Origin of the sequence: Streptomyces mashuensis (assembly GCF_014654785.1) — a bacterium.
Lineage (GTDB): Bacteria > Actinomycetota > Actinomycetes > Streptomycetales > Streptomycetaceae > Streptomyces > Streptomyces mashuensis.
In genome coordinates this window covers 520,986-541,678 of the sequence record NZ_BNBD01000002.1, presented here as the reverse complement: position 1 = coordinate 541,678, position 20,693 = coordinate 520,986, and the positions used below count along the sequence as shown (strand labels likewise).

Genomic DNA, 20,693 nt, shown 5'->3' with positions numbered 1-20,693 from the left:
GTGACCGCTCATGAGTGATCATGACAGTGGCTGGCAGGGCAAGGTCGCCGCGAGTGGGCTGTCCCTGATGGGCGTGGGCGTGGACCTTCCGGTGGCGACGTTGGATGCGTGGCGGGTCGTCGCGGGTTTCGAGACGGAGCCTGCGGCAACGGTCGGACAGGATGTTGACGGGGCGCTCGGGCTGGTCGGTCAGGAATGGCTTCGGATTTCACGTGAGTTCCGCTTGTTCGGCGAAGACGGGAAGTTTTTTCTGAGCCTGGCCGGGCCGGGGGCTGGTGAGCTCGGCTGGCTGTTGATCGGATGGTCGGACGACGCCGATCTTGCATCGCATCTCGTCCATCAAGGCGGTCCCGAATTCGTTGCCATGTCGCTCGACTGCCGGCGCATCTGTGCGGTCACGACGGAGGAGTACGACTACTGGGCCGTCGCCGAGGAACTCCCAGCCGGAGGTCGGCGTGAGTGAGTTCCTCATGGTTGCCGTGCCCGGTGTGCTCGCGTATCTGCGGGAGGTCGTCGACGAGATGGTGCGGCTCTTCGGGATTTCGCGGGCCGAGGCCGTTGCTCGGGTCAATGACGTGTGGGGGCATCTGTCGTTCACCGAGTCGCCCGATCTCATCGAGCACGAGATGCCCGAGTACTGGGCCGAGCGGATCTATTACGCCGACTATCCGCCGACCACCGTTCAGCCCGCGCCGTCCCTCGATTCGGGTTGCTGGACGGTGGGTGGGACCTCCAGCTGAGCCGGGGTCGGGGTGGGGAGGGGGAAGCGGTTGCCGGTGCTGCGGTAGAGGAGGGGGAGGGACTGGAGGATGCCCGGGTAGAGGCAGTTCTTGCCGTCGATGATCAGGCGGGGGGCCTCCAGGCGGGGGGTGAGGGAGGCCCAGTCCGCCTCGATGATCTCCGGCCACTCCGTGAGGATCACCACCGCGTGTGCCCCGTCCGTCGCCGACGGCAGGTCGGGGGACGGTACGGCGCCCGGGAAGAGGCGGGTGACCGTTTCTGCGTCCACCTCCGGGTCCCACACGCGTACCTCCGCCACCTCCGTCATCAGGCCGGGGATCACCGTGCGGCTCGGCGCCGCCCGCAGGTCGTCGCTCCACGGTTCGTAGCGGACGCCGAGCACCGCGATGCGCGCCCGGCTCAGGGCCGTGCCCAGTTCGCGGCGCAGGGTTTCCGCCACCATCCCCGGCTGCCCCTCGTTCACCTCGCGCACCGCGTGCAGCAGCGGCAGGCGAATGCCCCGTGCCGCCGCCCAGTTCGCGAGCGCCGCCGTGTCCTTCGGCAGGCACGAGTCGCCGAAGCCCAGCCCCGGCTGCAGGAACGCGTGCCCGATCCGCGGATCGCTGCCCACCCCCTGCATGATCTGGTCCACGTGGAACTCCGGGCCCGCGCACAGCCGCGCGATCTCGTTCGCGAAACTGATCTTCGTGGCGAGGAAGGCGTTGCTCGCGTACTTCACCATCTCCGCGCTCGTCGGCGTCGTCACCACCCACGGGCAGCCCGTGTGGCCGTGGATCTGCCGCAGCAACGGCAGGTTGCGGCGGTCCGCGACCCCCACGACCACCCGCGACGGCGCCAGCCAGTCCTCCAGCGCGCTGCCCTGGTTGAGGAACTCCGGGTTGTACGCGTACCGGTCCCGCAGCCCCGGCGAACCGCGCAGCAGCATCTCGCTCGTGCCCGGCGGCACCGTCGACTTCAGGACGAGGAGCGGCGCCGGCACCAGCGCCGTGACCTGCTGCACCGCCGCCGTCACCTGCGACAGGTCCGCCGAACCGTCCGGGCCCGGCGGGGTGCCCACCGCCACCATCACCACGTCGAACGGTTCCTCCGCGTGCACCGGCGACACCGACCGCGCGAAGCGCAGCCGGCCCGTCGCCAGCGCGAGCGACAGCTCCTCCTGGAGCCCCGGTTCGAACACCGGCGCCCGGCCCTCCCGCAGCGCCGCCAGACGCTGCGCGTCCTGCTCCACGCCGGTGACCTGGTGACCGCCCTGCGCCAGTGCAACAGCGCCGGTCACGCCCACGTAGCCCTGCCCGATGACGGCTATTCGCATGGCAGTCATGGAAGCCCGGTACCTGGCGGTATGCCCTCCCGTGAGGACCGTCGCTGGGCCGGACGGGTGAGGTTAGCGCCCGTACGGCCCGGCCGGGTTGCGGGCGCTCCCCCGCAACCCCTCCATGCCCTGCATCCCCTACATCCCCTTCGCGCCGTCCGTCAGCTCGCGGATGATGTCCAGGTGGCCGTTGTGCCGCGCCGTCTCCTCGATCAGGTGCAGCACGATCCAGCGCAGCGCCGGCTGACGGCCGTCCTTCAGCACCTTCACCGTGCTCCGCGCCGTCTCGTCCAGGCCGTGCGCCGCCAGGATCTCGCGCGACCGCGCGCCCTGCGCCTCGTACTCCGCCACCAGCTTCTCCAGCGGCACGTCCTGCGCCAGCCGCATCTCGCGGTCCGGGTCCTCCGGCGACCAGGGCATCCGGTCCTCGCCGCCGAGGAACACCACCTCCAGCCAGAACGCCTCGACCCAGCGCAGGTGACCGATCAGTCCGCACGGCGTCATCAGCGGCGAGTCCGGCAGCAGCGGGCGGCGCGCGTCCTCCGCCGACAGGCCCTCGCACTTGGCGATCGCCGTCGCCCGCACGTAGTCGAGCATCGTCGCCAGCGAGGTCGGCTCGTCCCACGTGGGCGGCTTACTGGTACGCGTTGTCGTCGTCATGCCGTTCATGTTTCGTGGCAACTGCGTCTGCGTCCAGGGTTTTTCCGTCACGCAGGCGACCAGGGGCAGGTGTCAGATGCGGTCCGCCGCGATCAGCAGGTAGTGGAAGCTGCCCTCCTTGTACGCGGTGAGGAACGGCTCCTCGACCCCCGTCGCCACCGACGACTTCGCGCGCAGCTCCCAGTACGGGATGGTGGCGGCCGTCAGGTCCACCACGTTGATGGGCACGAGGCCGTTCGCCGCCATCGCCTTGAAGTACGCGCTGCGCGGGTGGATGTTGCACGTGTAGTGCTCGTCGATACGGCTGACCGCCTTCGACCGGCCGCCCGTCACGTCGTTGTAGCAGCCGGTGATGCACACGTACCGCCCGCCGTACGCGAGCTGGCGCGCGTGCTCGCCGAACAGCTCGAAGAGGTCGACGTACATCGTGGACTCGTTGTTCCAGATGCCCTGGAACGCCCCCGTCGGGAAGCCCGTGTCCAGCATGTTGCGGAAGTGGTAGCGGACCTTGTCGTCGACGCCCCGCTTCCGCGCCTGCCCGTTGGCGAACTCCACCTGCGCCTCCGAGATCGACACACCGTCGACCTCGCAGCCGAACCGCAGGTTGGCCATGATGCTCGTGCCGCCGCGGCCGCAGCCGGCGTCGAGGAGGCGGTGGCCCGGGGCGATCGGCCCGAGGTGGTCGAGGAGCACCTCGGCCTGCGCCGACTCCAGCCGGTGCATCTCCTCGATGATGCGCGCGTCCCGCGTGTCGGCGGGGCCCTCCAGGACGGCAGGGTCGTAGTCGCCGAGCCCGTAGTGGTGGTGGTAGAGGCCGTCGACGTCGCCGAGGCGCAGGTTCACCGGGTCCTTCTCGTCGTTCCAGTAGTCGGCCACGGCCTTCTGGTACGCGGTACGGAGGACGGGGGTGGGCCCGACGGGGGTGGAAGAGGGGGCGGAGGCCGTGGTCATGCGGGTGGTGCTCCTTGCAGTGGGGATACGGGTACGGGCGGTACGGGTACGGATGCGGCGGTGCAGATGCGGCTACGGCGGTACGGGTACGGGTGTGGGGCCGGGCGTCAGGAGCCCGGCGCCGCGTAGCGGGCGCTGCCGCGGTGCCATTCGCGGTTGCCGCCGAGCCACGCCCAGACCCCCGCGAGGAACCGGCGCAGCTCCGGCGAACCGGTCGCCGCCAGCGCCGCGGCCTCGCGCTCGAAGGTGTGCACCAGCTCGTCGTGGACGGCGGCGCTGCGCTCGACGGCCTCGCCGAGCGAACACCCCTCCTCCGCCGCGATCACGGTGGGGAGACTGAACTCGACGCCGCCGGAGTCCTGTTCTTTCGCCAGCGAGTACAGGTCGTTGACGAGCGTGGAGGCGGTCGCGGCCATGGTGACGGCGCGGCGTACGCGCGGGTCGTCGTACTCGGCGGGGCCGAGCCGGTAGCCGTCGACCACGTCGACCAGCGCGATGCAGGGCATGAAGCTGTTGATCTGCCGGTGGGCGAGGTACTCCCACACGGCCGGCATCCGCCCGGAGGTGCGCCACGACCCTTCCTGCCCGTAGCCGACGAACAGCACCGCGATCTCGTGGCGCAGCCGTGCCGTCTGCGTCGGGTCGGCGTACCGCGCCAGGTGCTCGAACGACGACCGCAGGGCGACCCGTACGGGATCGGCGCGCAGCCCCTGGGCGACCTCGGGGGCGTGGCGGGCCGGGGGGTGGGACGGGTCCGTCGCCGTATAGGCGAGGCCCAGGTGGGCACCGAGGAGGGCGGGGCCGGCGCCGGTGGTCTCGTCGTCGCAGTAGTAGTCGTCGGTGGCCCACTCCGCGAGCGCGCACCGGGCGGCGGCGAGGAGCCGTTCGGGGTCGTCGGTGCCGGGGTGGGCGAGCATCATCAGCCGCCCGAAGTCGGTCGCGCGGACCCGGTCGAGCCGGCCGGGGTAGATGCCGGTCTCGGCGGCCCAGTCCACCAGCCGGTCGTTGACCTCATGGGCGAGGGCCGGGTCGTCCCGTAGGTGGGGCGGGCAGTAGAGGTCGGGGACGGAATCGGGGGCGCCCTCGGGTACGGAGCCGGGCACGGACCCGGGTCCGGAACCGGGTACGGCATCGGGCTCCGCCCGGCGCGCGGTGATCCGTAGCGCGCTCGTACCGAGCCCCGTCGGGCCGGTGGGCAGCACGGAACGGGAGGAGAGCCGGGCGGACGGCGGTACGTACGCCGCCGCCGGGACCGGCGCCGTCCCCGGAGCACCCGGAAAGCCTGGAACACCCGGTACGCCCGGCACCCCCGGGCGGCCCGCCAGCACCGCCGCCGCCAGCCTCGCCACCTCGTGGCCGGCTGCGGGCGCGGACATGCGGGAAAGCAGTGACACCGGATCTCTCCGTTTCTCGCCGGTCTCGCGGTTCTCGGTGTTCTCGCCGTTCTCGCCGTTCTCGGTCGGCTTCAGCCGGCGTCGCCGGACGGCCGGAACACCTCGACGTCCTCCAGGACGCCCAGCGCGTCCGGCACCAGCACCGCCGCCGAGTAGTACGTGCTGACCAGGTAGGAGATGATCGCCTGGTCGTTGATGCCCATGAACCGCACGTTCAGGCCCGGCTCGTACTCGTCCGGGATGCCGGTCTGGCGCAGGCCGACGACACCCTGCTCCGCCTCGCCCGTCCGCATCGCGAGGATGGACGACGTGCCCTGCTCCGTGACCGGGATCTTTCCGCACGGGTAGATCGGGACGCCGCGCCAGGCCGGCACGCGGTGACCGTTGACGTCGGCCTCGCCGAAGGCGAGCCCGCGCTTGTTGCACTCGCGGCCGAACGCGGCGATCGCGCGCGGGTGCGCCAGGAACGCGCTGGTGCCGCGCCGCATGCTGAGCAGCTCGTCCATGTCGTCCGGCGTGGGCGGCCCGGAGTGGGTCGGGATGCGCTGCCCGTGGTCGGCGTTGTGCAGCAGCCCGAACTCGGGGTTGTTGACGAGCTCGTGCTCCTGGCGCTCGCGCAGCGCCTCGATGGTGAGCCGCAGCTGCTGTTCGAGCTGGTCCATCGGGTCGTTGTAGAGGTCGGCGACCCGGCTGTGCACCCGCAGGACCGTCTGTGCCACGCTCAGTTCGTACTCGCGCGGCCGCAGCTCGTAGTCCACGAACGTGCCCGGCAGCACGGGCTCCCCGGTGTGCCCGGAGGCGAGGGCGATGTCGGCCTCGCCGCGCTTGTTGCGCGGCCGCGACGCCTCTGCCCGGCGCCGGGCGACGTGCGCGCGGAGGCGCTCGCTGTGGGCGACGACCTCGTCGAACGCCGTGCGGGGAAGGACGAGGACGGTGCACGGGGTCAGTGCGCGCGCGGTGAAGCCCCAGGGACGGGGGCCACGGGCCTCCCTTTCCCGTACTCCTGCTTGTACGTCTTCTTCTTGTACGTCTTCTATGACGTCGCTGCCGATGATGCCGCCGTCGGTCACGACGCCCGTCCGGTGCGGCTCGCCGTACGTCCCCGGGCGGGTCTTCTCCACCTTGCCGCGGGCGACCAGGTACACGTGGTCGGCGGGCCGGCCCGCCTCCGCCACCACCTCGCCCGCCCGCAGCTCCCGCTGCTCGAAGCGGTCGGCGAGGGCGCGCAGCACGTCGTGGTCGTCGAAGCCGCGCAGCAGCGGCAGTTCGCCGAGCTCGGCCGGGACGACGCGTACGGTGGCGCCCTCCTGCACGAACGTCACCCGCCCGTCGCCGACGGTGTACACCAGGCGCCGGTTGACCCGGTACGCACCGCCCTTGACCTCCACCCAGGGCAGCAGGCGCAGCAGCCAGCGCGAGCTGATGCCCTGCATCTGCGGCACGGACTTGGTGGTGGTCGCCAGATTGCGCGCCGCCGCGATGCCCAGGCTGAGCTGTGCCCGCCCCGCGGACCGCTGATCGGACCGCTGATCGGGCTGATGCCACGAGGGCTGCGTCGACATCCGGGGCCTTTCTGGGGAGGGGAGGGGGAGGGAGAAGGAGAGGCTTCTCCGGCCGCGCCAGTGAAGCAGCGAAGATGATGTTGGTCGAGTACGGCCCGGTGGGCGTTGAGCGCATTCACGTCAATGTTTTCGGCCCGTTCGCCGCCTGGTGCGGCAACGGCGAGGCAGTCGCCCGTAGCACTGGTGCGCCGTTTCGTCCGGGGTTACGGATGGCGGGGAGATGGCGTGAAATCGCCGTAACGGCAGCTAGGCGGAGTGCAGTATGTACGTCTTCGTCTTCGCGTGCGACGTCTTGGCGTGCGGCGCCTTCGCGTACGGGTCCGCGGCCGTGGCCGTTGCCACCGACGTCGACGCTTCGTACGCGGCTGAGTCCGTCCACTCCGTGAAGACGATCGCGCGCTCGCCGTCCGTTGTCACGTGCAGGTGCTCGGCGAGCAGGCCGGGAGCTTGCGGAACCGGTTCTTCGTGCGCGTCGGGCCGGCCCATGGTGACGACGAGGACGCCCGCCGGGCTCTCCTCGTCGTGCACCAGGCTCCGCCGCAGCCGGGTCCGGTTGAGCCCCGGGCGTTCGATGCCCGGTACGCGGGTGTCGACCCGGCTGATCACCGACCCGCGGTACTCGCGCGCCCAGGCGAGGTGGTCCTCGTCGCTCGTCCACTGGGCGTAATGCAGTAGCCCGCTGCCCGCCGTGTCGACGAACATGTGCTGCGAGAGGCGTGCCGGCGGCGCCTCTCCCGCCGCCCATTCCTCCGCCACCGCGTCCGCGGCCGCCCGTGCCCGTTCGGTGGTGCCGGTGAGCCATTCGCTGATGAGGATGGTGCCCGCGGAGGGGTGGAGGAGCTCGTGAAGTCGCGTCATGGGCCCGATCCTTGAACGTCAAGCGGGGTCGAGGTCAAACGCCCGGCGGTCCGGCCACCCTGCCCGCACTCGCCGGCTGTCTCACGGAACGGATTCCTTACCCGCCATGCCTCATACCCGCCCCCGATGGACCACCCGACCCGAGACCGGCAGCGACGTGGCCGGCGTTCGGGCGGTCCACCTCGCCGCGTTCCCCACCCCGCTCGAAGCGGACCTGGTGGACGCGTTGCGGGCCGACCGTGCCTGGATCGACGGTCTCTCCGTCGTCGTCACCGATGCGGACGACGTGCCCGTCGGCCATGCGCTCCTCACCCGCTGCCACATCGACGCCACGCCGGCGCTGTGCCTCGCCCCCGTCGCCGTACGACCCGAACTGCAACGGAGCGGCGCCGGCTCGGCCGCCGTACGGGCGGTGCTGCGCGCGGCGCGGGACAAGGGCGAGCGGTACGTCGTCGTGCTCGGTCACCCCGCGTACTACCCGCGCTTCGGCTTCACCCGCGCCTCCGTCCACGGCATCGGCGTGACCTTCGACGTCCCGGACGAGGCCCTCATGGCCCTCGCCCTGGACGACGCGCACGCGCTGCCGAGCGGCACGATCCGTTACGCGGAGCCCTTCGGTGTCTGAGGCGTGACGTGAGTGGTGACCTGAGTGGTGACCTGAGTCGTCCGTTTATCCGTTGGCGAGTCATTCCGGGCATGAGGGACAATGCTCGTCGCTTCATTCGGATTCAGGAGATTCATGTCCAAGCGTCTTGCCCTGCTCGCTCTCTCCCTCACGGCTGCTGTCGTGGCCGGCGTCGCGGGGTGTGACTCGCCGGGCGGCGACGACCGCGCAGCTTCCGGTGCGGCCTCGGCGGCGCCATCGCCTTCCGCTTCCGTCGCTGCGCCCTCTCCCTCCGCTTCCGCTTCCGCGGAGGCGCAGCCGCTCAATGGTGTGCTGGGCGTCGTCTATCTCCGGACCGTGCGGAAGCAGTACCCCGAGCTGGACCACATCAGCGACGAGAAGCTCCTCGCGCACGGCAACGCCTTCTGCACGATTCGCGGTGCGGCGCTCGGCGACCAGTTCAAGAAGTCGATGGGGGAGCTCGGTACGACGCCGAAGCAGACCTCGGGCCTGCTCGGCGCGGCCCACGGCCTCTGCCGGAGCTGATGCGCAGGCCGGTGCGCAGGGTGATGCGTACGCCGGCGCGCACACCGATGCGTACGCCGATTCGCACCCGTGATCGATCGGTCCGCGCCGTTGTCGACTTGGCCGCATCTCGCTCTGGGCGGCGGTCGGGCGGGCCGTGATGGTGGGACGTGCGCCGGCAACCGACCGCCGGCGTACGTGGATCGTGCGAGAGAAGGGGAGTCCCCGCGCATGCCTCCGATTCCGGTCAAGCCCGGCATCTACAAGGTCCACGCCCACATCATCGGTCCGTCCGCCCTGATCACGGCCACGGAGCACGCCATCAAGTTCGGCGCCCCCGTGATCACCGACCGACTCAACCCGCTCCCGATCGAGCAGGAGTGGGTCATCGAGCCCGCCGAACCCGTGCCCGGCGCGCCGTACGTCATCCGGCTCGCCGCCCACGAGGAAGCGGGCCTCGTGATCCACGAGGACAAGCTGTACGTGAACAGCGTCCCGCGCGGTGAGTGGGCGAAGTTCACGTTCGAGCGCGTCATCGGCGGGGTCAAGATCCTGTCCGACAAGGGCCTCGCGCTGCGCGCCGGCCACCGCGGTGCGCAACTGGAGGTCGTACCGCCCAAGCCGGAGTTCCAGGAGACCTGGACGCTGGAGTACGTGCGCCCGTACGACGAGGAGTAGGCGCGGAGCGCAACAGCCGGAGGGACGGCCGGACCCGTGCGACGGGCCCGGCCGTCTCCCTTTCCCCACGTTACGGTTGCGGTATGACGTCGGCGCGCTCCCCGTTCCCCTCCCGCCCCCTGCGCGGGGTGCACGTGCTGCACCGGCGCATCAACTGCGCGCCGCACTTCGCGGAGATCACGGTGGATTTCGAGCCGGCGGAGGCGGGATTCGCCTTCGAGGTGGCCGGGGGAGTGGCGGAGGCAGCGGGGGCGGCGTACGAGCCCGCCGAGGACCTGCCCCGCTTCTTCGCCGCGGTCGCGTCGGGCATGGAGGAACGGCTGCGATCCACAGCGCAGGACCATATTCGGGTGGGCGCAGTCGCCACGCGGGCGGTGCTGCGGCACGTCAGGGCGGACGCGTTCGGCTCCCACGAGTTGGCGTTCAGGATCGCGGGCTACCTGGCTGCCACCAAGGCGCTGGAGCTCGAGCCGGACCTGGAGCCGTGACGGCTGTGAGCCATCTGCTTGGATTCGGCCATGACGGATTGGTCCGGTCTCAGTGACGCGTACGGCTCCGCGGAGGGTGTCCCCGCTCTCCTCGACCGGTTCGAGGCCGACCCCGGTGGTGCGTGGTCCGAGCTGATGGACCGGCTGTGCCCGGTGCTCGACACTGCCTTCTCGGCGAGCTTCGCGGCACTTCCCCGCCTTGCCCGCATGGCAGCCGGCCTGAGGCCGGTGGATCGGCGCTGGGCCCTGCTCGCGGCGGGCCCGATTGTCGCCTGCGCGCGTCGGACGGCCGAGGGCGTTGCCGCGTGCGAGGCTCAGGCGCCGCACATCGCCGAGCTTTCGCGGCTGACCGCAGAATGCCTCCGTCTGCCTCTGGAGACGGAGGACTACGTCAACCTGCTCCAGGCAGCCTGAGCCTTCGAGGGCGGGGAGGCCGCAGAGGCCGTGGACGTCTGGGGCGAGCACCTGGACGGCCTGGCGCAAGGCGAATGCGAGGTCGACTGTCCTTGCTGCGGGGTGGACCTGTTCCTCGTGTTGGGTTCGATGGGTGACGACGGCTTCTTCTCGTGCAGCGACGACTACGCGCTGGAGAAGCTGGAGAACGCCGAGGAGGCCGGCAAGGCGCCGCTGCGCCCCGCCGATCCCCTGCAGCTGGACGGCCACGGCAGGCGCCTCCACGACCGGGCCCTCGCCGACGGGCAGCCGGTGCTCGCCCACAGGCTGCTGCATCTCTTCGGCCAGGCGGTGTGCACGGATTGCGGAACGGGGTTCTCCGTCGTCGACCGCCTGGTCGCGAGTGCGTAGCCGGGGTGAGCGAGCACCGGTTCGTCACTCGCCGGGTGCCGCGACCAGTTTGCGGATCGTCATCGGCTCGGCGAGGACCTGTTCCAGCACCTCCTTCACGTGCCGGAAGTGTGCGGTGGCGAAGTGGTCGGTGAGGGCCTGCTCGTCCGTCCACTCCTCCACGACGGCCATGCGCGCGGGGTCGTTGGGGTCGGCGTACGGGCGGTAGGCGAGGCAGCCGGGCTCGTCCAGGGACGGCTCGATCATCGCTTCCAGGGCGGTGCGGAGCCTGTCCTCCTGGCCGGGTGCGGCCAGGCATTCAGCGACGACGGTGAGGGTCATGGCGACGTGCTCTCCTTGTGAGAGGGGACGGGGAGGGGGACGGGTCAGGGGCGGGCGGGGCCGGTGCCTGCGCCGGACTCCGTGATCGCCGTGGCGATATCGTCCAGGTCGGCGGGGGTCAGTTCCACCGAACCCGCACCGATCCAGCCGTCGACCTGCCCGGGCTTGCGGGCGCCGACGATGGCGCCGGTGATGCCGGGCCAGGCCAGCACCCAGGCGATGGCCACCTCGGCGACGGTGGCACCGTGCCGGTCGGCGACGGGACGCAGCGCGTCCGCCACGTGGAGGTTGGCGGTCAGGCCGGTGGTGAAGTCCCGGTGGGCGGTCCGCCAGTCGCCCGCCGGCAGGTTGGCGACGCGCTCGGCGGAGAAGGTGCCGGTGAGCAGCCCCGACTGGAGCGGCGAGTACGTGATCACACCCGTGCCGTGGGCGTGTGCCCAGGCGATCTCGTCCGCGGCGGAACGGTGGAGCGCCGAGAACGGCGGCTGGACGACGTCGACGTGGGCGATGCGTTCGGCGGCGGCCAGCTGCTCGGGGGAGTGGTTGGACAGGCCGATCGCCCGGACCTTGCCCTCGGCCTTCAGGTCGGCCATGACCTGCCAGTACTCCTCCAGCGGCGTGGCGTTCGGGGAGACGGCGCCGTTGCCGTCGCCGCCCACGTACTCCAGGGACTCGCCGGTGTCCGGCCAGTGCACCTGGTAGAGGTCGATGCGTTCGACGCCCAGGCGGCGGAGCGAGTCCTCGAGCTCGCGGCGCACGCTGGCCGGCTTCATGATCCGGCGGGGTGCGGCCTGCGGGTTCTCCGGGTCCCAGACCAGGCCGACCTTGGTGAAGAGGTACGGGCGGTCGGCCTCGGACAGGGGGGCGACGGCCTTGCCGATCAACTCCTCGGAGTGGCCGAGGCCGTAGACGGCGGCGGTGTCGATCCAGTTGACGCCCGAGTCGACCGCGTGGCGGATCGCGGCGACCGACTCGGCGTCGTCGTTGTCGCCCCAGCCGAAGAACCAGCCGCCTCCGGACACGGCCCAGGAGCCGAGGCCGACGCGGGTGATGTCCATGCCGGTGCTGCCGAGGGGGCGGGTGGGCAGGTGCGTGGTGGCCATGAGGATGCGTCTCTCCAGATCTTGCAGATCGCCCGGTCGGATTGTCCGACTGGACAAGGGGGGTTGTGGACGAGCGCCGGTCCGTTCCGGCGCTGCATGTCACTCTGGTCGCCGGGCGGTGGAACACCCAGTGGCAGCCGGTGCCTGGGCATGGCGTGACCAGGCTGGACAACCGACGGAGAGGAGCGCGATGCGGATACTTGGCCCATGACTTTGGACAGACGTGCAGAACTGGGCGAGTTCCTCCGGTCCCGCCGGGCCCGGTTACGGCCGGAGGAGCTGGGGCTGCCGGACTACGGCGGACGGCGGCGCGTCCCCGGGCTGCGGAGGGAGGAGCTGGCCCGGCTGGCCGGGGTGAGCGTGGACCACTACGTACGGCTGGAGCAGGGACGTACGCTGCACTTCTCCGAGGCGGTGCTGGACGCGGTCGCGCGCGCCCTGCGCCTGGACGCGGTGGAGCGCGAGCACCTGTACCGGCTGGCACGGCCGTGGCCGGAGGCGGACCGCGGCCGGGACGAGCAGCCGTCTTCACCGCCTTTGCAGCAGGTACGGCCGGGGCTGCGCCGGCTGCTGGACTCGGCGGCCGACGTACCGGCGTACATCGTCGGCCGGAACACCGACGTCCTGGCCTGGAACCGGCTCGCGGCGGCACTGATCACGGATTTCGGCGCGCTGCCGCCGTGCCGGCGGAACCTGGCCCGCCTGGTGTTCCTGGACGAGGGGATGCGCAGCCTGTACGCCGACTGGCGCGGCAAGGCGAGCGATGTGGCCGCGTATCTCCGGCTCGCTGCGGGTCGTCACCCGGACGACCCGCAGACGGCGGCCTTGATCGAAGAACTCACGCGGGAGAGTGCGGAATTCAGGGAGGTGTGGGCAGAGCACCAGCTCAAGGACAAGACGCACGGCCGGTACCTCTACCGGCACCCGGTGGTCGGCGAACTCGACCTCGGCTACGAGACGTTGCGGCTCCCCGACGACCCGGACCAGGCGCTGATCGCGCACACGGTGGAGGAGGGATCTTCGTCGCAGACCGCCCTGCGGCTCCTGGCGTCGTGGGCCCAGGAGAGCGCGCTGGGGGTTCCCCTAGGGGATGGGGCTCGGCGAATCCGCCTTGATCATGATCCGCAGTAGTGGGCTGGGGCCATAGCGTGACGGCACATCAGTTCATCAGTTCGTGCCGAGAGAAAAGGCCTGGGTGCCCCATGGGACTGTCCGGCAAGACCACCGTTGCCGCCGCGCTGCTCGCCACCACCGCCGTTCTGGCCCCGGCGGCGGTGGTGGTGCCGGCCGAGGCGGCCACGCCGAGTGCGAGTGCGGGCCTGGACGGCAGTGGCGGGCATGCCGCCGTGCAGCGGGCGCTGGACGCCGCGGTGGCGGCGGGCGTGCCCGGTGCCACCGTCGAGGTGCGGGAGGGGCGCAACGTGTGGCGCGGGACCAGTGGTGTCGCGGACCTGGGCAGCGGGCGGCAGGTGAAGGCCGGTGACCGTTTCCGCGCGGGCAGCGTGACGAAGAGCTTCGTCGCCACGGTGGTCCTCCAGCTGGTCGCGGAGGGGAAGGCCGGGCTCGACGACCCCATCGAGCGCCACCTGCCGGGCCTGATACCGGCCGGGAAGCACGGGGAGCGCGTCACGGTGCGGCAGCTGCTGCACCACACCAGCGGGCTGCCGGACTACCTGACCGAGGTACTGATCAAGGAGGATCGCGATGCGCTGAGGACTCTGCGGACCGCCCGGTACACACCGCGTGAGCTGGTGGCGAAGGCCGTCGATAAGGCCGTGAAGACGGGCTGGAACTTCGACCCCGACGAGCCGGGGAAGTGGGGGTACTCCAACACGAACTACGTCGTCCTGGGCCTGCTGGTGGAACGCCTCACCGGTCATGACCTCGGCGGGGAGATCACTCGGCGCATCATCCGCCCCCTGCACCTCAAGGACACGTCCTTCCCCACCTCGCCGCAGCTGCCCGGCGCGCACATGAACGGCTACGAATGGCTGGACGGCCCCACCGCCGCCCCGACGGACCTCACGGAGTACAGCCCCGCGGCCATCTGGGCCACCGGCACGCTGATCTCGACCACCCACGACCTGAACACGTTCTACCGCGGGCTGGCGGACGGCAAGCTGCTGCCGCCGCAGATGCTGCGGGAGATGCGCACGATGCGGGCGATGGACGGCGACCGGCCGGGCCGCTCCTACGGGCTGGGCCTGGAGAGCAACGCCAACTACTGCCCCCAGCAGGAGCCCGTGTGGGGGCACAGTGGCAGTGTCGCCGGGTACAACACGTACAGCTTCATGACGGCGGACGGCCGCCGGCAGGTCACCCTCGCGCTCAACCGCAACCTCACGAAGTCGACGGAGGCCGACACGGCGACCCGCGGGATCGTGAGCGCGGCGCTCTGCGGCTGAGGGTGCACATTCATGACTGCCATCGCTGAACGCCGTCTGGCTCTCCTCGGAGGTGGCTTCTCCACCGACGAGGACGACCTGTTGGACGGCTGGGTGCTCGGCCAGGTCGGCACCCCTCGGCCCAGGGTGTGCTTCGTCCCGACGGCCAGTGGTGACGCCCCTGCCTACATCGAGCAGTTTCTCGCGGCGTACGCGTCACGCTCCTGCGAGCCGAGCGTGTTGCAGCTGTTCCGGCGGAACCTGGATGACGACGCGCTGCGCACGTTCCTCCTTTCCCAGGACGTCATCTATGTGGGGGGAGGCAACACCGCGAACCTGCTGGCGGTGTGGCGCGCGCACGGCGTGGACCAGGTGCTGCGCGAAGCCTTCGACCGCGGGGTTCTGCTGTGCGGCATCAGCGCCGGGGCCAACTGCTGGGCGGAGGGTTCGCACACCGACTCGTTCGGCCCGCTCACTCACCTCGCCGACGGGCTGGGCCTGTTGCCGGGTTCGGTCTGCCCCCACTACGACGGTGAGCCGGGCCGTCGCGCGTCCTACCGGGCGGCGGTGGCTGCGGGCGCTCTCCCGGCCGGCTGGGCCGTGGAGGACGGCGTCGGTGCCCTCTTCACGGACGGCGTGCTGACGGAAGCGGTGACGCGTACGCCGGGGGCTGTTCTGTACCGGGTGGAGCCGGGAGGGGGCGGGAGCGGGGGTGGGGGAGTGGAGGAACGCGCGGTGCCGTGCCGTTTGCTCACCGGCTCCTCACGGCGGCCGGCTCCACAGGCGTAGGGCCTCGGCGGACGAGCGGAAGTCGGCGGCCAGGAGGAGTTTCCCTCTATTCTGCGCGTCGTGATCAACTCCTATGCGAATGCCGACGATGCCGAGGTCGCGATAGCCGCGGCGCGTGCCGGTGCGGATGTCGTGCGCGGTATGTACGGGCAGCGGCTCGGCCGTATCGACAAGGGTGCCGGTGACTTCGCCACCGACGCCGACGTGGAGGCCGAGAAGGCCATATTGGGCGTCATCCGTGCTGCCCGGCCCGATGACGCGGTCCTCGGCGAGGAAGGCGGGCAGCAGGGCGCGGCCGGTGCGGCGCGCCAGTGGTTGGTGGACCCCTTGTGCGGCACGCTGAACTACGCGGTGGGCAACATGCTGGTGGCCGTCAACGTGGCGTTGCGCAACGGTGCGGCGGCGGTGGCCGACCCGTTCAGCGGCGAGGTCTTCTTCACGGACGGCGAGTCCTCCTGGGTACGGCACGCCGGTGCCGACGCACGGCTGGTTCCCACGGCCGCCACCCGGTTGGTGGACGTCAACCTGGACCCGCCGTTCCCGAACGCACCCGGCTTCCGCGCCGTGGACCTGCTCGCCCACCCCGGGTTCGTCGAACGGTTCCGCCCGCGGGTGGTGTCCACGACGCTCGCGCTGGCCTGGGTCGCGGCCGGCAAGCGCGCCGCCTACGTCACCGATGGCGGCGACTTGTCGGGGAGCGTGCATTTTGCTGCCGGTGTGGCGCTGTGCCGGGCCGCCGGTTGCGTCGTCACGGGGATCGACGGTGGCCCGGTCGGCGAGTCGGGCCGTGGGCTGGTGGTGGCCGCCGACGCCGAGACCCACGGGCTGCTGATGTCGGCGATCACCCGGCCGGGCAGCGGCAGGTAGCAGGACGACCTCGGCGCCCACCAGCAGGGGCCGCGGCAGCGAGCCCTCCCTACTCGCTTCCGGCTCCTTGCAGGGTGGTGGTGGGCGAACCCGGGCGGGAGGCGGGGACAACGGCCGTCGGGGGGACGGAGCGGCGGGTGAGGTCGGGCAGGAGGGTGGCCAGGCCGGTCAGGGCCATGGTCGCGCCGAGCCACAGCGGGGCGCGCAGGCCCCACCTGTCGATCACGACGGCGCCGATGGAGGAGCCGAGGATGACGCCGAGGGTGATGAAGGACGAGTGAACCGTGTTGACCAGCGGGCCGGCGTTTCCGGTGCGCTGGACGCGGGTCACCATCGCCGGGTTCATGGTGACGCCCACCAGGCCGATGCCCATCATGCAGACGACGGCCGCCACGGGCACGTCGGCGAGGAGGGCGAAGCCCGCCAGGAAGACTGCGTTGAGGGCCAGACCGAGGGTGAGAACGGGGACCGTGTGGCGGTCGGCGAAGCGGCCGACGACGGTGTTGCCGACGACGGTGGCGGCGCCGTAGGCGATCAGCAGGACCGGGACGGTGCCGGCCGCGAAACCCGTGAGGCCGGTGAGGATCGGGTTGAAGTAGCTGAAGGCCGAGAACGTGGCACCAATGATCAGCGTGCTGGTGGACAGCACCAGCCACAGCCGGGGCTTCTTGAAGGCGCCGGCCTCCTGCCGGAACCCGCCGCCGCCCTCCGCGCGCTCGATGCGGGGCACGCCGAACAAGGTCGTCACGGCAGCGATCACGGTGATGGCGGTGATGGTCCAGAACGCCGCCCGCCAGCCGAACCGTTCGCCGACCAGGGTGGAGATCGGCAGTCCCAGCAGCGTGCCGAGCATGAGGCCGTTCATTGCGACCGCAATCGCGCGGCCCCGGACCTCCGGCCGGGTGATCTGTGCGCACAGCGAGATGCCCACGCCGAAGAACGCCTGGGAGGCGATGCCGGTGGTGATCCGCGCCACCATCATCGTGGCGTAGCCGGTCGCGGTGGCAGCCAGGACGTTGCCCGCCAGGAAGACGGCGAACAGCACCATGAGCGCCGTCCTCGGCGGAAGTTTCATGAGCGCCACGGTGAGGAACGGCCCGCCGGCCGACATGGCCACCGCGAACGCGGTGATGAGGTACCCGATCTGCGGCACGGTGGCATGCAGGCCGTCGGCCATCTGCGGCATCAGTCCGGCGACCACGAATTCGCTGGTCACCATGGCAAAGATGCCGAGTGCCAGGACGTATACGGCGCGGGGCACGGTTCTGTCTCCTCGGGGTTCACGCAAGCATTATGGATAGGTCAGTACAAAACTTGGGCATGGGTGAGCGCTGTCCGGGGCGGAGTGCGGATCAGTGGGTCAAGGCGTCGAGGGCGACTTCCGCGATCGACTCCAGCGCGGCCCGGTCGGCGCCGCCCTGGCTCGAGATGCGCATACCGCCGATGGCCGCGTTGATGAAGCGGGCCAGCGCATCGGCGTCCCGCCGGGACGTGACACTGCCGTCCCGGCGGCCCTCCTCGATCACCGCGCGCATCATCGCGAGTCTGCGGGCCAGGTCACGCTCCAGCATGGCCGCCGTCGCGCTGTCGCGGCCGGCCAGTTCGACCGTGGTGTTCACGGTCAGGCAGCCCAGGCTGCGGCCGCCCGCCCGGTGCTCGGTCTCCCCGTCGATGATGATCTCGAACAGGGTGCGGATGCGGTCGGCGGCACGGTGACGCGTGTCCTCCAGGACGGCCAGCTGGGTGGCGGTCGTGGTGTCGATGTAGTGCGCCAGCGCACGCTCGAACAGGTCGCGCTTGCTCTTGAACGTGTTGTAGATGCTGCTGCGCCCCAGCCCCGTCGCTGCGCACAGGTCCTGGGTGGACGTGGCCTCGTAGCCCTTCTCCCAGAACGTGCGCATCGCCGCGTCCAGGGCCCGTTCCTCGTCGAACATCCGCGGTCGGGCCATGGCGCGACCCTAGCCGTTTTGGATCGCGCGTTGCAATACCGGCAACTGCCTGGTGGAGCTGCGCTTCGGGCAGTGCGGGCCCCTGCCGGGTGGGCAGGGGCCCGCAGCCCCCGGTCCTACTTCAGGTGCCGGGCGAAGAACCGGGCCCCGGCGTCGAGTTCGAACTGCGGGACGCCGGTGTGGCCGCCCATGTTGGCGTGCAGCGTCTTCTCCTTCGAGCCGAAGGCGTCGAACAGGTTCAGCGACGCCTGCCGGTCGTTGCCTTCGTCGTCCCACTGCAGCAGGACCTGCAGCGGAACGGTGACCTGGCGGGCCTCCTCGAACATGGCCGCGGGCACGAGACTCCCCGCGAACAACACCGCGGCCACGATGCGGGGTTCGACCGCCGCCAGCCGGACGCCGATGGAGATCAGACCCCCCTCGTACCCGACCGGACCACCGATTCCGGGCAGCGACAGGAGGGCATCCAGAGCCGTCTGCCACTCCGGCACGGCCCTGTCCACCAGCGGGAGGACGAGGGCGTCGATGATCTCGGCGCCGACCGGCTCGCCGGCCTCCATCGCCCGGCGCAGCGCCGCGCGGGCCTCCTCGGCGGCGGCCCAACGGGGCCGTTCGCCGCTCCCCGGCAGCTCGATGGTGGCCGCGGCGAAGCCGTACTCCGCCGCGTAGTACCGGGCCCGGCCGGCCAGCCGGGGGTACGTTGTGCGCAGCCCGAGCGGAGGCGGGCTCATCAGGATCAGCGGCGCCGCCGCGGACGCGGAGTCCGGCGCGGACGCGGGCGTCCACAGGATGCCGGGGATCTCACCGAGGGTGAATTCACGCTCGACGACACCGTCGTCCAGACGCCGTTCAGAAGTGAAGTGCATGGTCGTTCCCTTTCGGAGCGCTTGTGAACCGGCGCTCCCGGACGACCTATCGCCCGACCGTGACCCCGGAGGGGAGCACCCACGTCGATACTGCGTTCACGGGTACCACCTCCTCGTTCTCTCGCACGGCCTGGCGGAAACCTAGCAGCACCCGCGCCGGTCCGCCAAACGGTTTTTGCGCGGGCTGCCCCCTGCGCGAGGGCCCCACGCACACCGGGAGCCGTGCTCCGGCGCACCGTTCACGGCGGCGCGCGCAACGGAATTGCCGCACAGGAATAGTGGAATGCGAACCTCACGCCGCGCGTTCAGGCCAAACTCCCGGCAGCCGCTTGCGTGGTGATGATGCCGGGCCGACAGTGGACACTTCACTCTTGGGCGGGGCATCGAAGGAGTGGTCCAGAATGCCGGGCGCCGGCGAACCCGTGGAATATCCTCTTCTCAAGGGCACCGATTTTCCGCCTGTTCCGCAGTACGTCACCCTAGGGCAGGACGGATACCTCTGGGTGACGACCGACAACAGCCGACTCGTCCAAGTGAACCGGGCAAGCCCTGCCAGTCAACTCCCGACCGGCAACGATGTCCCCATCCCCTCCGCCGGGATCGTTCCGGACCCCCGCGCGCTGCGAACCGACGGGAGGAAGTCCGTATGGATCGCCTCTCCCTCGTATGCGGAGTACCCGATCATCCAGTACGACATCGTGAATCAGAAGGTGCTCACGCAGTTCACTCTCGATTCCGAGCCGCTGCCGCAGACCCTCACGCGGCTCATGACCTATACGGAAACGCGTGATCCACGACCCGTGTGTATTCCTACCGGGTCATATTCGCCGAACCCGTGCACACCATGATCGGATACTGCGACTCGGAGGATGAATCCGGAATTCCCGGCAAATATCTCTTTCCCGACCCCGGGAGAACCCCATCTACGACACCTGGCTCTGGTCCGTGGCCGTCACCGCTCCCCCTGGGGCTGGAACGCCCGCCGACTGCACCTATTGGGCGACGGGCCAGGCCAGTTCAGGAGACTACCCGCGGAAAACGAACAGCCTGTACAGGTACACCCCGGCCATGGACGAGCAGCCTCAACCCATACCGCTCCCCTGGGGAAGCAGCCAGAAGCCGGTTCACGTCGTCGCCGGCCCCAATGGGGACGCGATATGGGTGGGCACCGAGAATCCCCCACAGATCTGCCGGTACGACACGGCCCTCCGCAGCTGGACGCAGCGGTACATCTCCAGCTGGGGCGCGCCTCGGCAAATGATGCTGGGCGCCGACGGAAATCTCTGGGTGGCGACCAGCAAGGGGATCTCACGCTTCCGCACGGACAAGAGCATCACCGAGCTGCCGGGCCCGTCCCTGCCGAACGGCGGTGACGCCCTGGGGCTGTGGGTGGACCAGCACGGCAAATGCGTCTGGTACACCAACCCGGCCAACGCGTCGATCGGGCAGTACCCGATTCCCGACGACCCCGAAAGTGCGCTGGGGGAAACCCGGTTCGTGTCCCAACTCGTGACCGAGACAGCGCCAGGTCAACTCACCGGGGTTTCGGGCGTGGTCCAGTACGTCAGCAAGGGCCTGCCCATCCCCGGCGTACCGCTCACGTGCCGTGTGCGCTCCGACGGTGGCACGACGTTCAGCGACGGCACGACCGAAACTCTCGTCACCACGGACGCCCGCGGCCAGGCCGCGCTTCCCGCGCTGCGGGGTGGCCGGGAGGAGGACAAGGTGGTGCTGGCCGTCGGCCTCGGGGACTCCGAGTCCCCCACCACGGTCTCCCTCCGCGTACGGAGTGAGTCCTAGCCGTCCCTCCGATCCGTCTCTTCGGCCGGCGTCCGGT

Annotated in this window: 25 protein-coding genes; 14 read left to right on the top strand and 11 right to left on the bottom strand. The window is 70.7% G+C overall.

From position 1 onward, the window contains the following. Positions 1-10 precede the first annotated feature (10 nt). Complete coding sequence (locus tag IE305_RS07740) at positions 11-463, top strand: hypothetical protein (RefSeq protein WP_190128686.1); 453 nt, start codon at positions 11-13, stop codon at positions 461-463. After that, on the top strand, positions 456-740 hold the full coding sequence (locus tag IE305_RS07735; RefSeq protein WP_190128685.1) for a hypothetical protein: 285 nt from the start codon (positions 456-458) through the stop codon (positions 738-740). Before IE305_RS07740 ends, IE305_RS07735 begins: the two co-directional genes overlap by 8 nt. Here the strand turns inward: IE305_RS07735 and IE305_RS07730 are convergent. The 6 genes from IE305_RS07730 to IE305_RS07705 form a co-directional block, all read right to left on the bottom strand. Next, positions 683-2,062: a UDP-glucose dehydrogenase family protein gene (locus IE305_RS07730; protein ID WP_229890682.1), complete on the bottom strand. Its 1,380-nt coding sequence runs from the start codon at positions 2,060-2,062 to the stop codon at positions 683-685. The genes IE305_RS07735 and IE305_RS07730 overlap by 58 nt on opposite strands. 129 nt (positions 2,063-2,191) lie before the next feature. Next, complete coding sequence (locus tag IE305_RS07725; RefSeq protein WP_190128684.1) at positions 2,192-2,713, bottom strand: DinB family protein; 522 nt, start codon at positions 2,711-2,713, stop codon at positions 2,192-2,194. Positions 2,714-2,785: 72 nt separating this feature from the next. Next, the gene (locus tag IE305_RS07720) at positions 2,786-3,664 is read right to left on the bottom strand and encodes a geranyl diphosphate 2-C-methyltransferase (protein ID WP_190128683.1); all 879 of its coding nucleotides are present in this window, start codon (positions 3,662-3,664) and stop codon (positions 2,786-2,788) included. A 107-nt stretch (positions 3,665-3,771) separates the two neighbouring features. Beyond that, complete coding sequence (locus tag IE305_RS07715; RefSeq protein ID WP_229890681.1) at positions 3,772-5,040, bottom strand: family 2 encapsulin nanocompartment cargo protein terpene cyclase; 1,269 nt, start codon at positions 5,038-5,040, stop codon at positions 3,772-3,774. An 89-nt stretch (positions 5,041-5,129) separates the two neighbouring features. Further along, the gene (locus tag IE305_RS07710; protein ID WP_190128681.1) at positions 5,130-6,620 is read right to left on the bottom strand and encodes a family 2B encapsulin nanocompartment shell protein; all 1,491 of its coding nucleotides are present in this window, start codon (positions 6,618-6,620) and stop codon (positions 5,130-5,132) included. 246 nt (positions 6,621-6,866) lie between these two features. Then, positions 6,867-7,478, bottom strand: coding sequence for a hypothetical protein (locus IE305_RS07705; protein ID WP_190128680.1), 612 nt, complete (start codon positions 7,476-7,478; stop codon positions 6,867-6,869). Positions 7,479-7,584: 106 nt separating this feature from the next. Here IE305_RS07705 and IE305_RS07700 point away from each other — a divergent pair, with 106 nt between their 5' ends. From IE305_RS07700 to IE305_RS07675, 6 genes are all read left to right on the top strand, one after another. Then, positions 7,585-8,103, top strand: a complete 519-nt coding sequence (locus tag IE305_RS07700; RefSeq protein WP_190128679.1) for a GNAT family N-acetyltransferase — start codon at positions 7,585-7,587, stop codon at positions 8,101-8,103. A gap of 336 nt (positions 8,104-8,439) precedes the next feature. After that, positions 8,440-8,628 carry a hypothetical protein gene (locus IE305_RS07695; RefSeq protein ID WP_190128678.1) on the top strand — a complete coding sequence of 63 codons (189 nt, stop codon included), beginning with the start codon at positions 8,440-8,442 and terminating at the stop codon, positions 8,626-8,628. A gap of 210 nt (positions 8,629-8,838) precedes the next feature. Further along, a complete protein-coding gene (locus IE305_RS07690) occupies positions 8,839-9,285 on the top strand; it encodes a hypothetical protein (protein ID WP_190128677.1) in 447 nt (148 codons plus the stop codon). A gap of 83 nt (positions 9,286-9,368) precedes the next feature. Continuing rightward, positions 9,369-9,773 carry a hypothetical protein gene (locus IE305_RS07685; protein WP_190128676.1) on the top strand — a complete coding sequence of 135 codons (405 nt, stop codon included), beginning with the start codon at positions 9,369-9,371 and terminating at the stop codon, positions 9,771-9,773. 30 nt (positions 9,774-9,803) lie between these two features. After that, on the top strand, positions 9,804-10,187 hold the full coding sequence (locus IE305_RS07680) for a hypothetical protein (RefSeq protein ID WP_190128675.1): 384 nt from the start codon (positions 9,804-9,806) through the stop codon (positions 10,185-10,187). 30 nt (positions 10,188-10,217) lie between these two features. After that, positions 10,218-10,577 (top strand): hypothetical protein, encoded by a 360-nt coding sequence (locus IE305_RS07675; protein WP_190128674.1) that lies wholly within the window; start codon positions 10,218-10,220, stop codon positions 10,575-10,577. A 24-nt stretch (positions 10,578-10,601) separates the two neighbouring features. Here IE305_RS07675 and IE305_RS07670 read toward each other — a convergent pair whose 3' ends face one another. After that, complete coding sequence (locus IE305_RS07670) at positions 10,602-10,898, bottom strand: putative quinol monooxygenase (RefSeq protein WP_190128673.1); 297 nt, start codon at positions 10,896-10,898, stop codon at positions 10,602-10,604. Between the two features lie 44 nt (positions 10,899-10,942). After that, positions 10,943-12,001, bottom strand: coding sequence for an aldo/keto reductase (locus tag IE305_RS07665; RefSeq protein ID WP_190128672.1), 1,059 nt, complete (start codon positions 11,999-12,001; stop codon positions 10,943-10,945). 207 nt (positions 12,002-12,208) lie between these two features. Between IE305_RS07665 and IE305_RS07660 the strand changes: the two genes are divergently transcribed. The 4 genes from IE305_RS07660 to IE305_RS07645 all read left to right on the top strand — a co-directional run bounded on the left by IE305_RS07660 (position 12,209) and on the right by IE305_RS07645 (position 16,041). Beyond that, positions 12,209-13,132 carry a helix-turn-helix transcriptional regulator gene (locus tag IE305_RS07660; RefSeq protein WP_190128671.1) on the top strand — a complete coding sequence of 308 codons (924 nt, stop codon included), beginning with the start codon at positions 12,209-12,211 and terminating at the stop codon, positions 13,130-13,132. Positions 13,133-13,203: 71 nt separating this feature from the next. Then, positions 13,204-14,406, top strand: coding sequence for a serine hydrolase domain-containing protein (locus tag IE305_RS07655; protein ID WP_190128670.1), 1,203 nt, complete (start codon positions 13,204-13,206; stop codon positions 14,404-14,406). A 12-nt stretch (positions 14,407-14,418) separates the two neighbouring features. Next, positions 14,419-15,174 (top strand): Type 1 glutamine amidotransferase-like domain-containing protein, encoded by a 756-nt coding sequence (locus IE305_RS07650; RefSeq protein WP_190128669.1) that lies wholly within the window; start codon positions 14,419-14,421, stop codon positions 15,172-15,174. 60 nt (positions 15,175-15,234) lie between these two features. Beyond that, complete coding sequence (locus IE305_RS07645) at positions 15,235-16,041, top strand: inositol monophosphatase family protein (protein ID WP_190128668.1); 807 nt, start codon at positions 15,235-15,237, stop codon at positions 16,039-16,041. 49 nt (positions 16,042-16,090) lie between these two features. Here IE305_RS07645 and IE305_RS07640 read toward each other — a convergent pair whose 3' ends face one another. The 3 genes from IE305_RS07640 to IE305_RS07630 all read right to left on the bottom strand — a co-directional run bounded on the left by IE305_RS07640 (position 16,091) and on the right by IE305_RS07630 (position 18,856). After that, on the bottom strand, positions 16,091-17,302 hold the full coding sequence (locus tag IE305_RS07640; RefSeq protein ID WP_190128667.1) for an MFS transporter: 1,212 nt from the start codon (positions 17,300-17,302) through the stop codon (positions 16,091-16,093). Between the two features lie 91 nt (positions 17,303-17,393). Further along, entirely contained in the window at positions 17,394-17,990 is a 597-nt protein-coding gene (locus IE305_RS07635) for a TetR/AcrR family transcriptional regulator (protein WP_190128666.1), read from the bottom strand. Positions 17,991-18,106: 116 nt separating this feature from the next. Then, the gene (locus IE305_RS07630) at positions 18,107-18,856 is read right to left on the bottom strand and encodes a dienelactone hydrolase family protein (RefSeq protein ID WP_190128665.1); all 750 of its coding nucleotides are present in this window, start codon (positions 18,854-18,856) and stop codon (positions 18,107-18,109) included. Between the two features lie 401 nt (positions 18,857-19,257). On the opposite strand from IE305_RS07630, the gene IE305_RS07625 reads away from it, so the two are divergent. Together IE305_RS07625 and IE305_RS07620 are read left to right on the top strand one after the other, a co-directional pair. Continuing rightward, on the top strand, positions 19,258-19,704 hold the full coding sequence (locus IE305_RS07625; RefSeq protein WP_190128664.1) for a hypothetical protein: 447 nt from the start codon (positions 19,258-19,260) through the stop codon (positions 19,702-19,704). Positions 19,705-19,924: 220 nt separating this feature from the next. Then, positions 19,925-20,656 (top strand): hypothetical protein, encoded by a 732-nt coding sequence (locus tag IE305_RS07620; RefSeq protein ID WP_190128663.1) that lies wholly within the window; start codon positions 19,925-19,927, stop codon positions 20,654-20,656. Positions 20,657-20,693: the final 37 nt, after the last annotated feature.

Excerpts from the sequence above, each read along its gene's own strand:
- IE305_RS07700 (WP_190128679.1), top strand. The coding sequence starts at position 7,585 with ATGCCTCATACCCGCCCCCGATGGACCACCCGACCCGAGACCGGCAGC.
- IE305_RS07680 (WP_190128675.1), top strand. The coding sequence starts at position 9,804 with ATGACGGATTGGTCCGGTCTCAGTGACGCGTACGGCTCCGCGGAGGGT.
- IE305_RS07655 (WP_190128670.1), top strand. The coding sequence starts at position 13,204 with ATGGGACTGTCCGGCAAGACCACCGTTGCCGCCGCGCTGCTCGCCACC.
- IE305_RS07690 (WP_190128677.1), top strand. The coding sequence starts at position 8,839 with ATGCCTCCGATTCCGGTCAAGCCCGGCATCTACAAGGTCCACGCCCAC.
- IE305_RS07635 (WP_190128666.1), bottom strand. The coding sequence starts at position 17,990 with ATGGCCCGACCGCGGATGTTCGACGAGGAACGGGCCCTGGACGCGGCG.
- IE305_RS07685 (WP_190128676.1), top strand. The coding sequence starts at position 9,369 with ATGACGTCGGCGCGCTCCCCGTTCCCCTCCCGCCCCCTGCGCGGGGTG.
- IE305_RS07740 (WP_190128686.1), top strand. The coding sequence starts at position 11 with ATGAGTGATCATGACAGTGGCTGGCAGGGCAAGGTCGCCGCGAGTGGG.
- IE305_RS07670 (WP_190128673.1), bottom strand. The coding sequence starts at position 10,898 with ATGACCCTCACCGTCGTCGCTGAATGCCTGGCCGCACCCGGCCAGGAG.
- IE305_RS07665 (WP_190128672.1), bottom strand. The coding sequence starts at position 12,001 with ATGGCCACCACGCACCTGCCCACCCGCCCCCTCGGCAGCACCGGCATG.
- IE305_RS07710 (WP_190128681.1), bottom strand. The coding sequence starts at position 6,620 with ATGTCGACGCAGCCCTCGTGGCATCAGCCCGATCAGCGGTCCGATCAG.
- IE305_RS07650 (WP_190128669.1), top strand. The coding sequence starts at position 14,419 with ATGACTGCCATCGCTGAACGCCGTCTGGCTCTCCTCGGAGGTGGCTTC.
- IE305_RS07625 (WP_190128664.1), top strand. The coding sequence starts at position 19,258 with ATGCCGGGCGCCGGCGAACCCGTGGAATATCCTCTTCTCAAGGGCACC.
- IE305_RS07730 (WP_229890682.1), bottom strand. The coding sequence starts at position 2,062 with ATGACTGCCATGCGAATAGCCGTCATCGGGCAGGGCTACGTGGGCGTG.
- IE305_RS07705 (WP_190128680.1), bottom strand. The coding sequence starts at position 7,478 with ATGACGCGACTTCACGAGCTCCTCCACCCCTCCGCGGGCACCATCCTC.
- IE305_RS07725 (WP_190128684.1), bottom strand. The coding sequence starts at position 2,713 with ATGACGACGACAACGCGTACCAGTAAGCCGCCCACGTGGGACGAGCCG.
- IE305_RS07620 (WP_190128663.1), top strand. The coding sequence starts at position 19,925 with ATGGACGAGCAGCCTCAACCCATACCGCTCCCCTGGGGAAGCAGCCAG.
- IE305_RS07715 (WP_229890681.1), bottom strand. The coding sequence starts at position 5,040 with ATGTCCGCGCCCGCAGCCGGCCACGAGGTGGCGAGGCTGGCGGCGGCG.
- IE305_RS07630 (WP_190128665.1), bottom strand. The coding sequence starts at position 18,856 with ATGCACTTCACTTCTGAACGGCGTCTGGACGACGGTGTCGTCGAGCGT.
- IE305_RS07720 (WP_190128683.1), bottom strand. The coding sequence starts at position 3,664 with ATGACCACGGCCTCCGCCCCCTCTTCCACCCCCGTCGGGCCCACCCCC.
- IE305_RS07660 (WP_190128671.1), top strand. The coding sequence starts at position 12,209 with ATGACTTTGGACAGACGTGCAGAACTGGGCGAGTTCCTCCGGTCCCGC.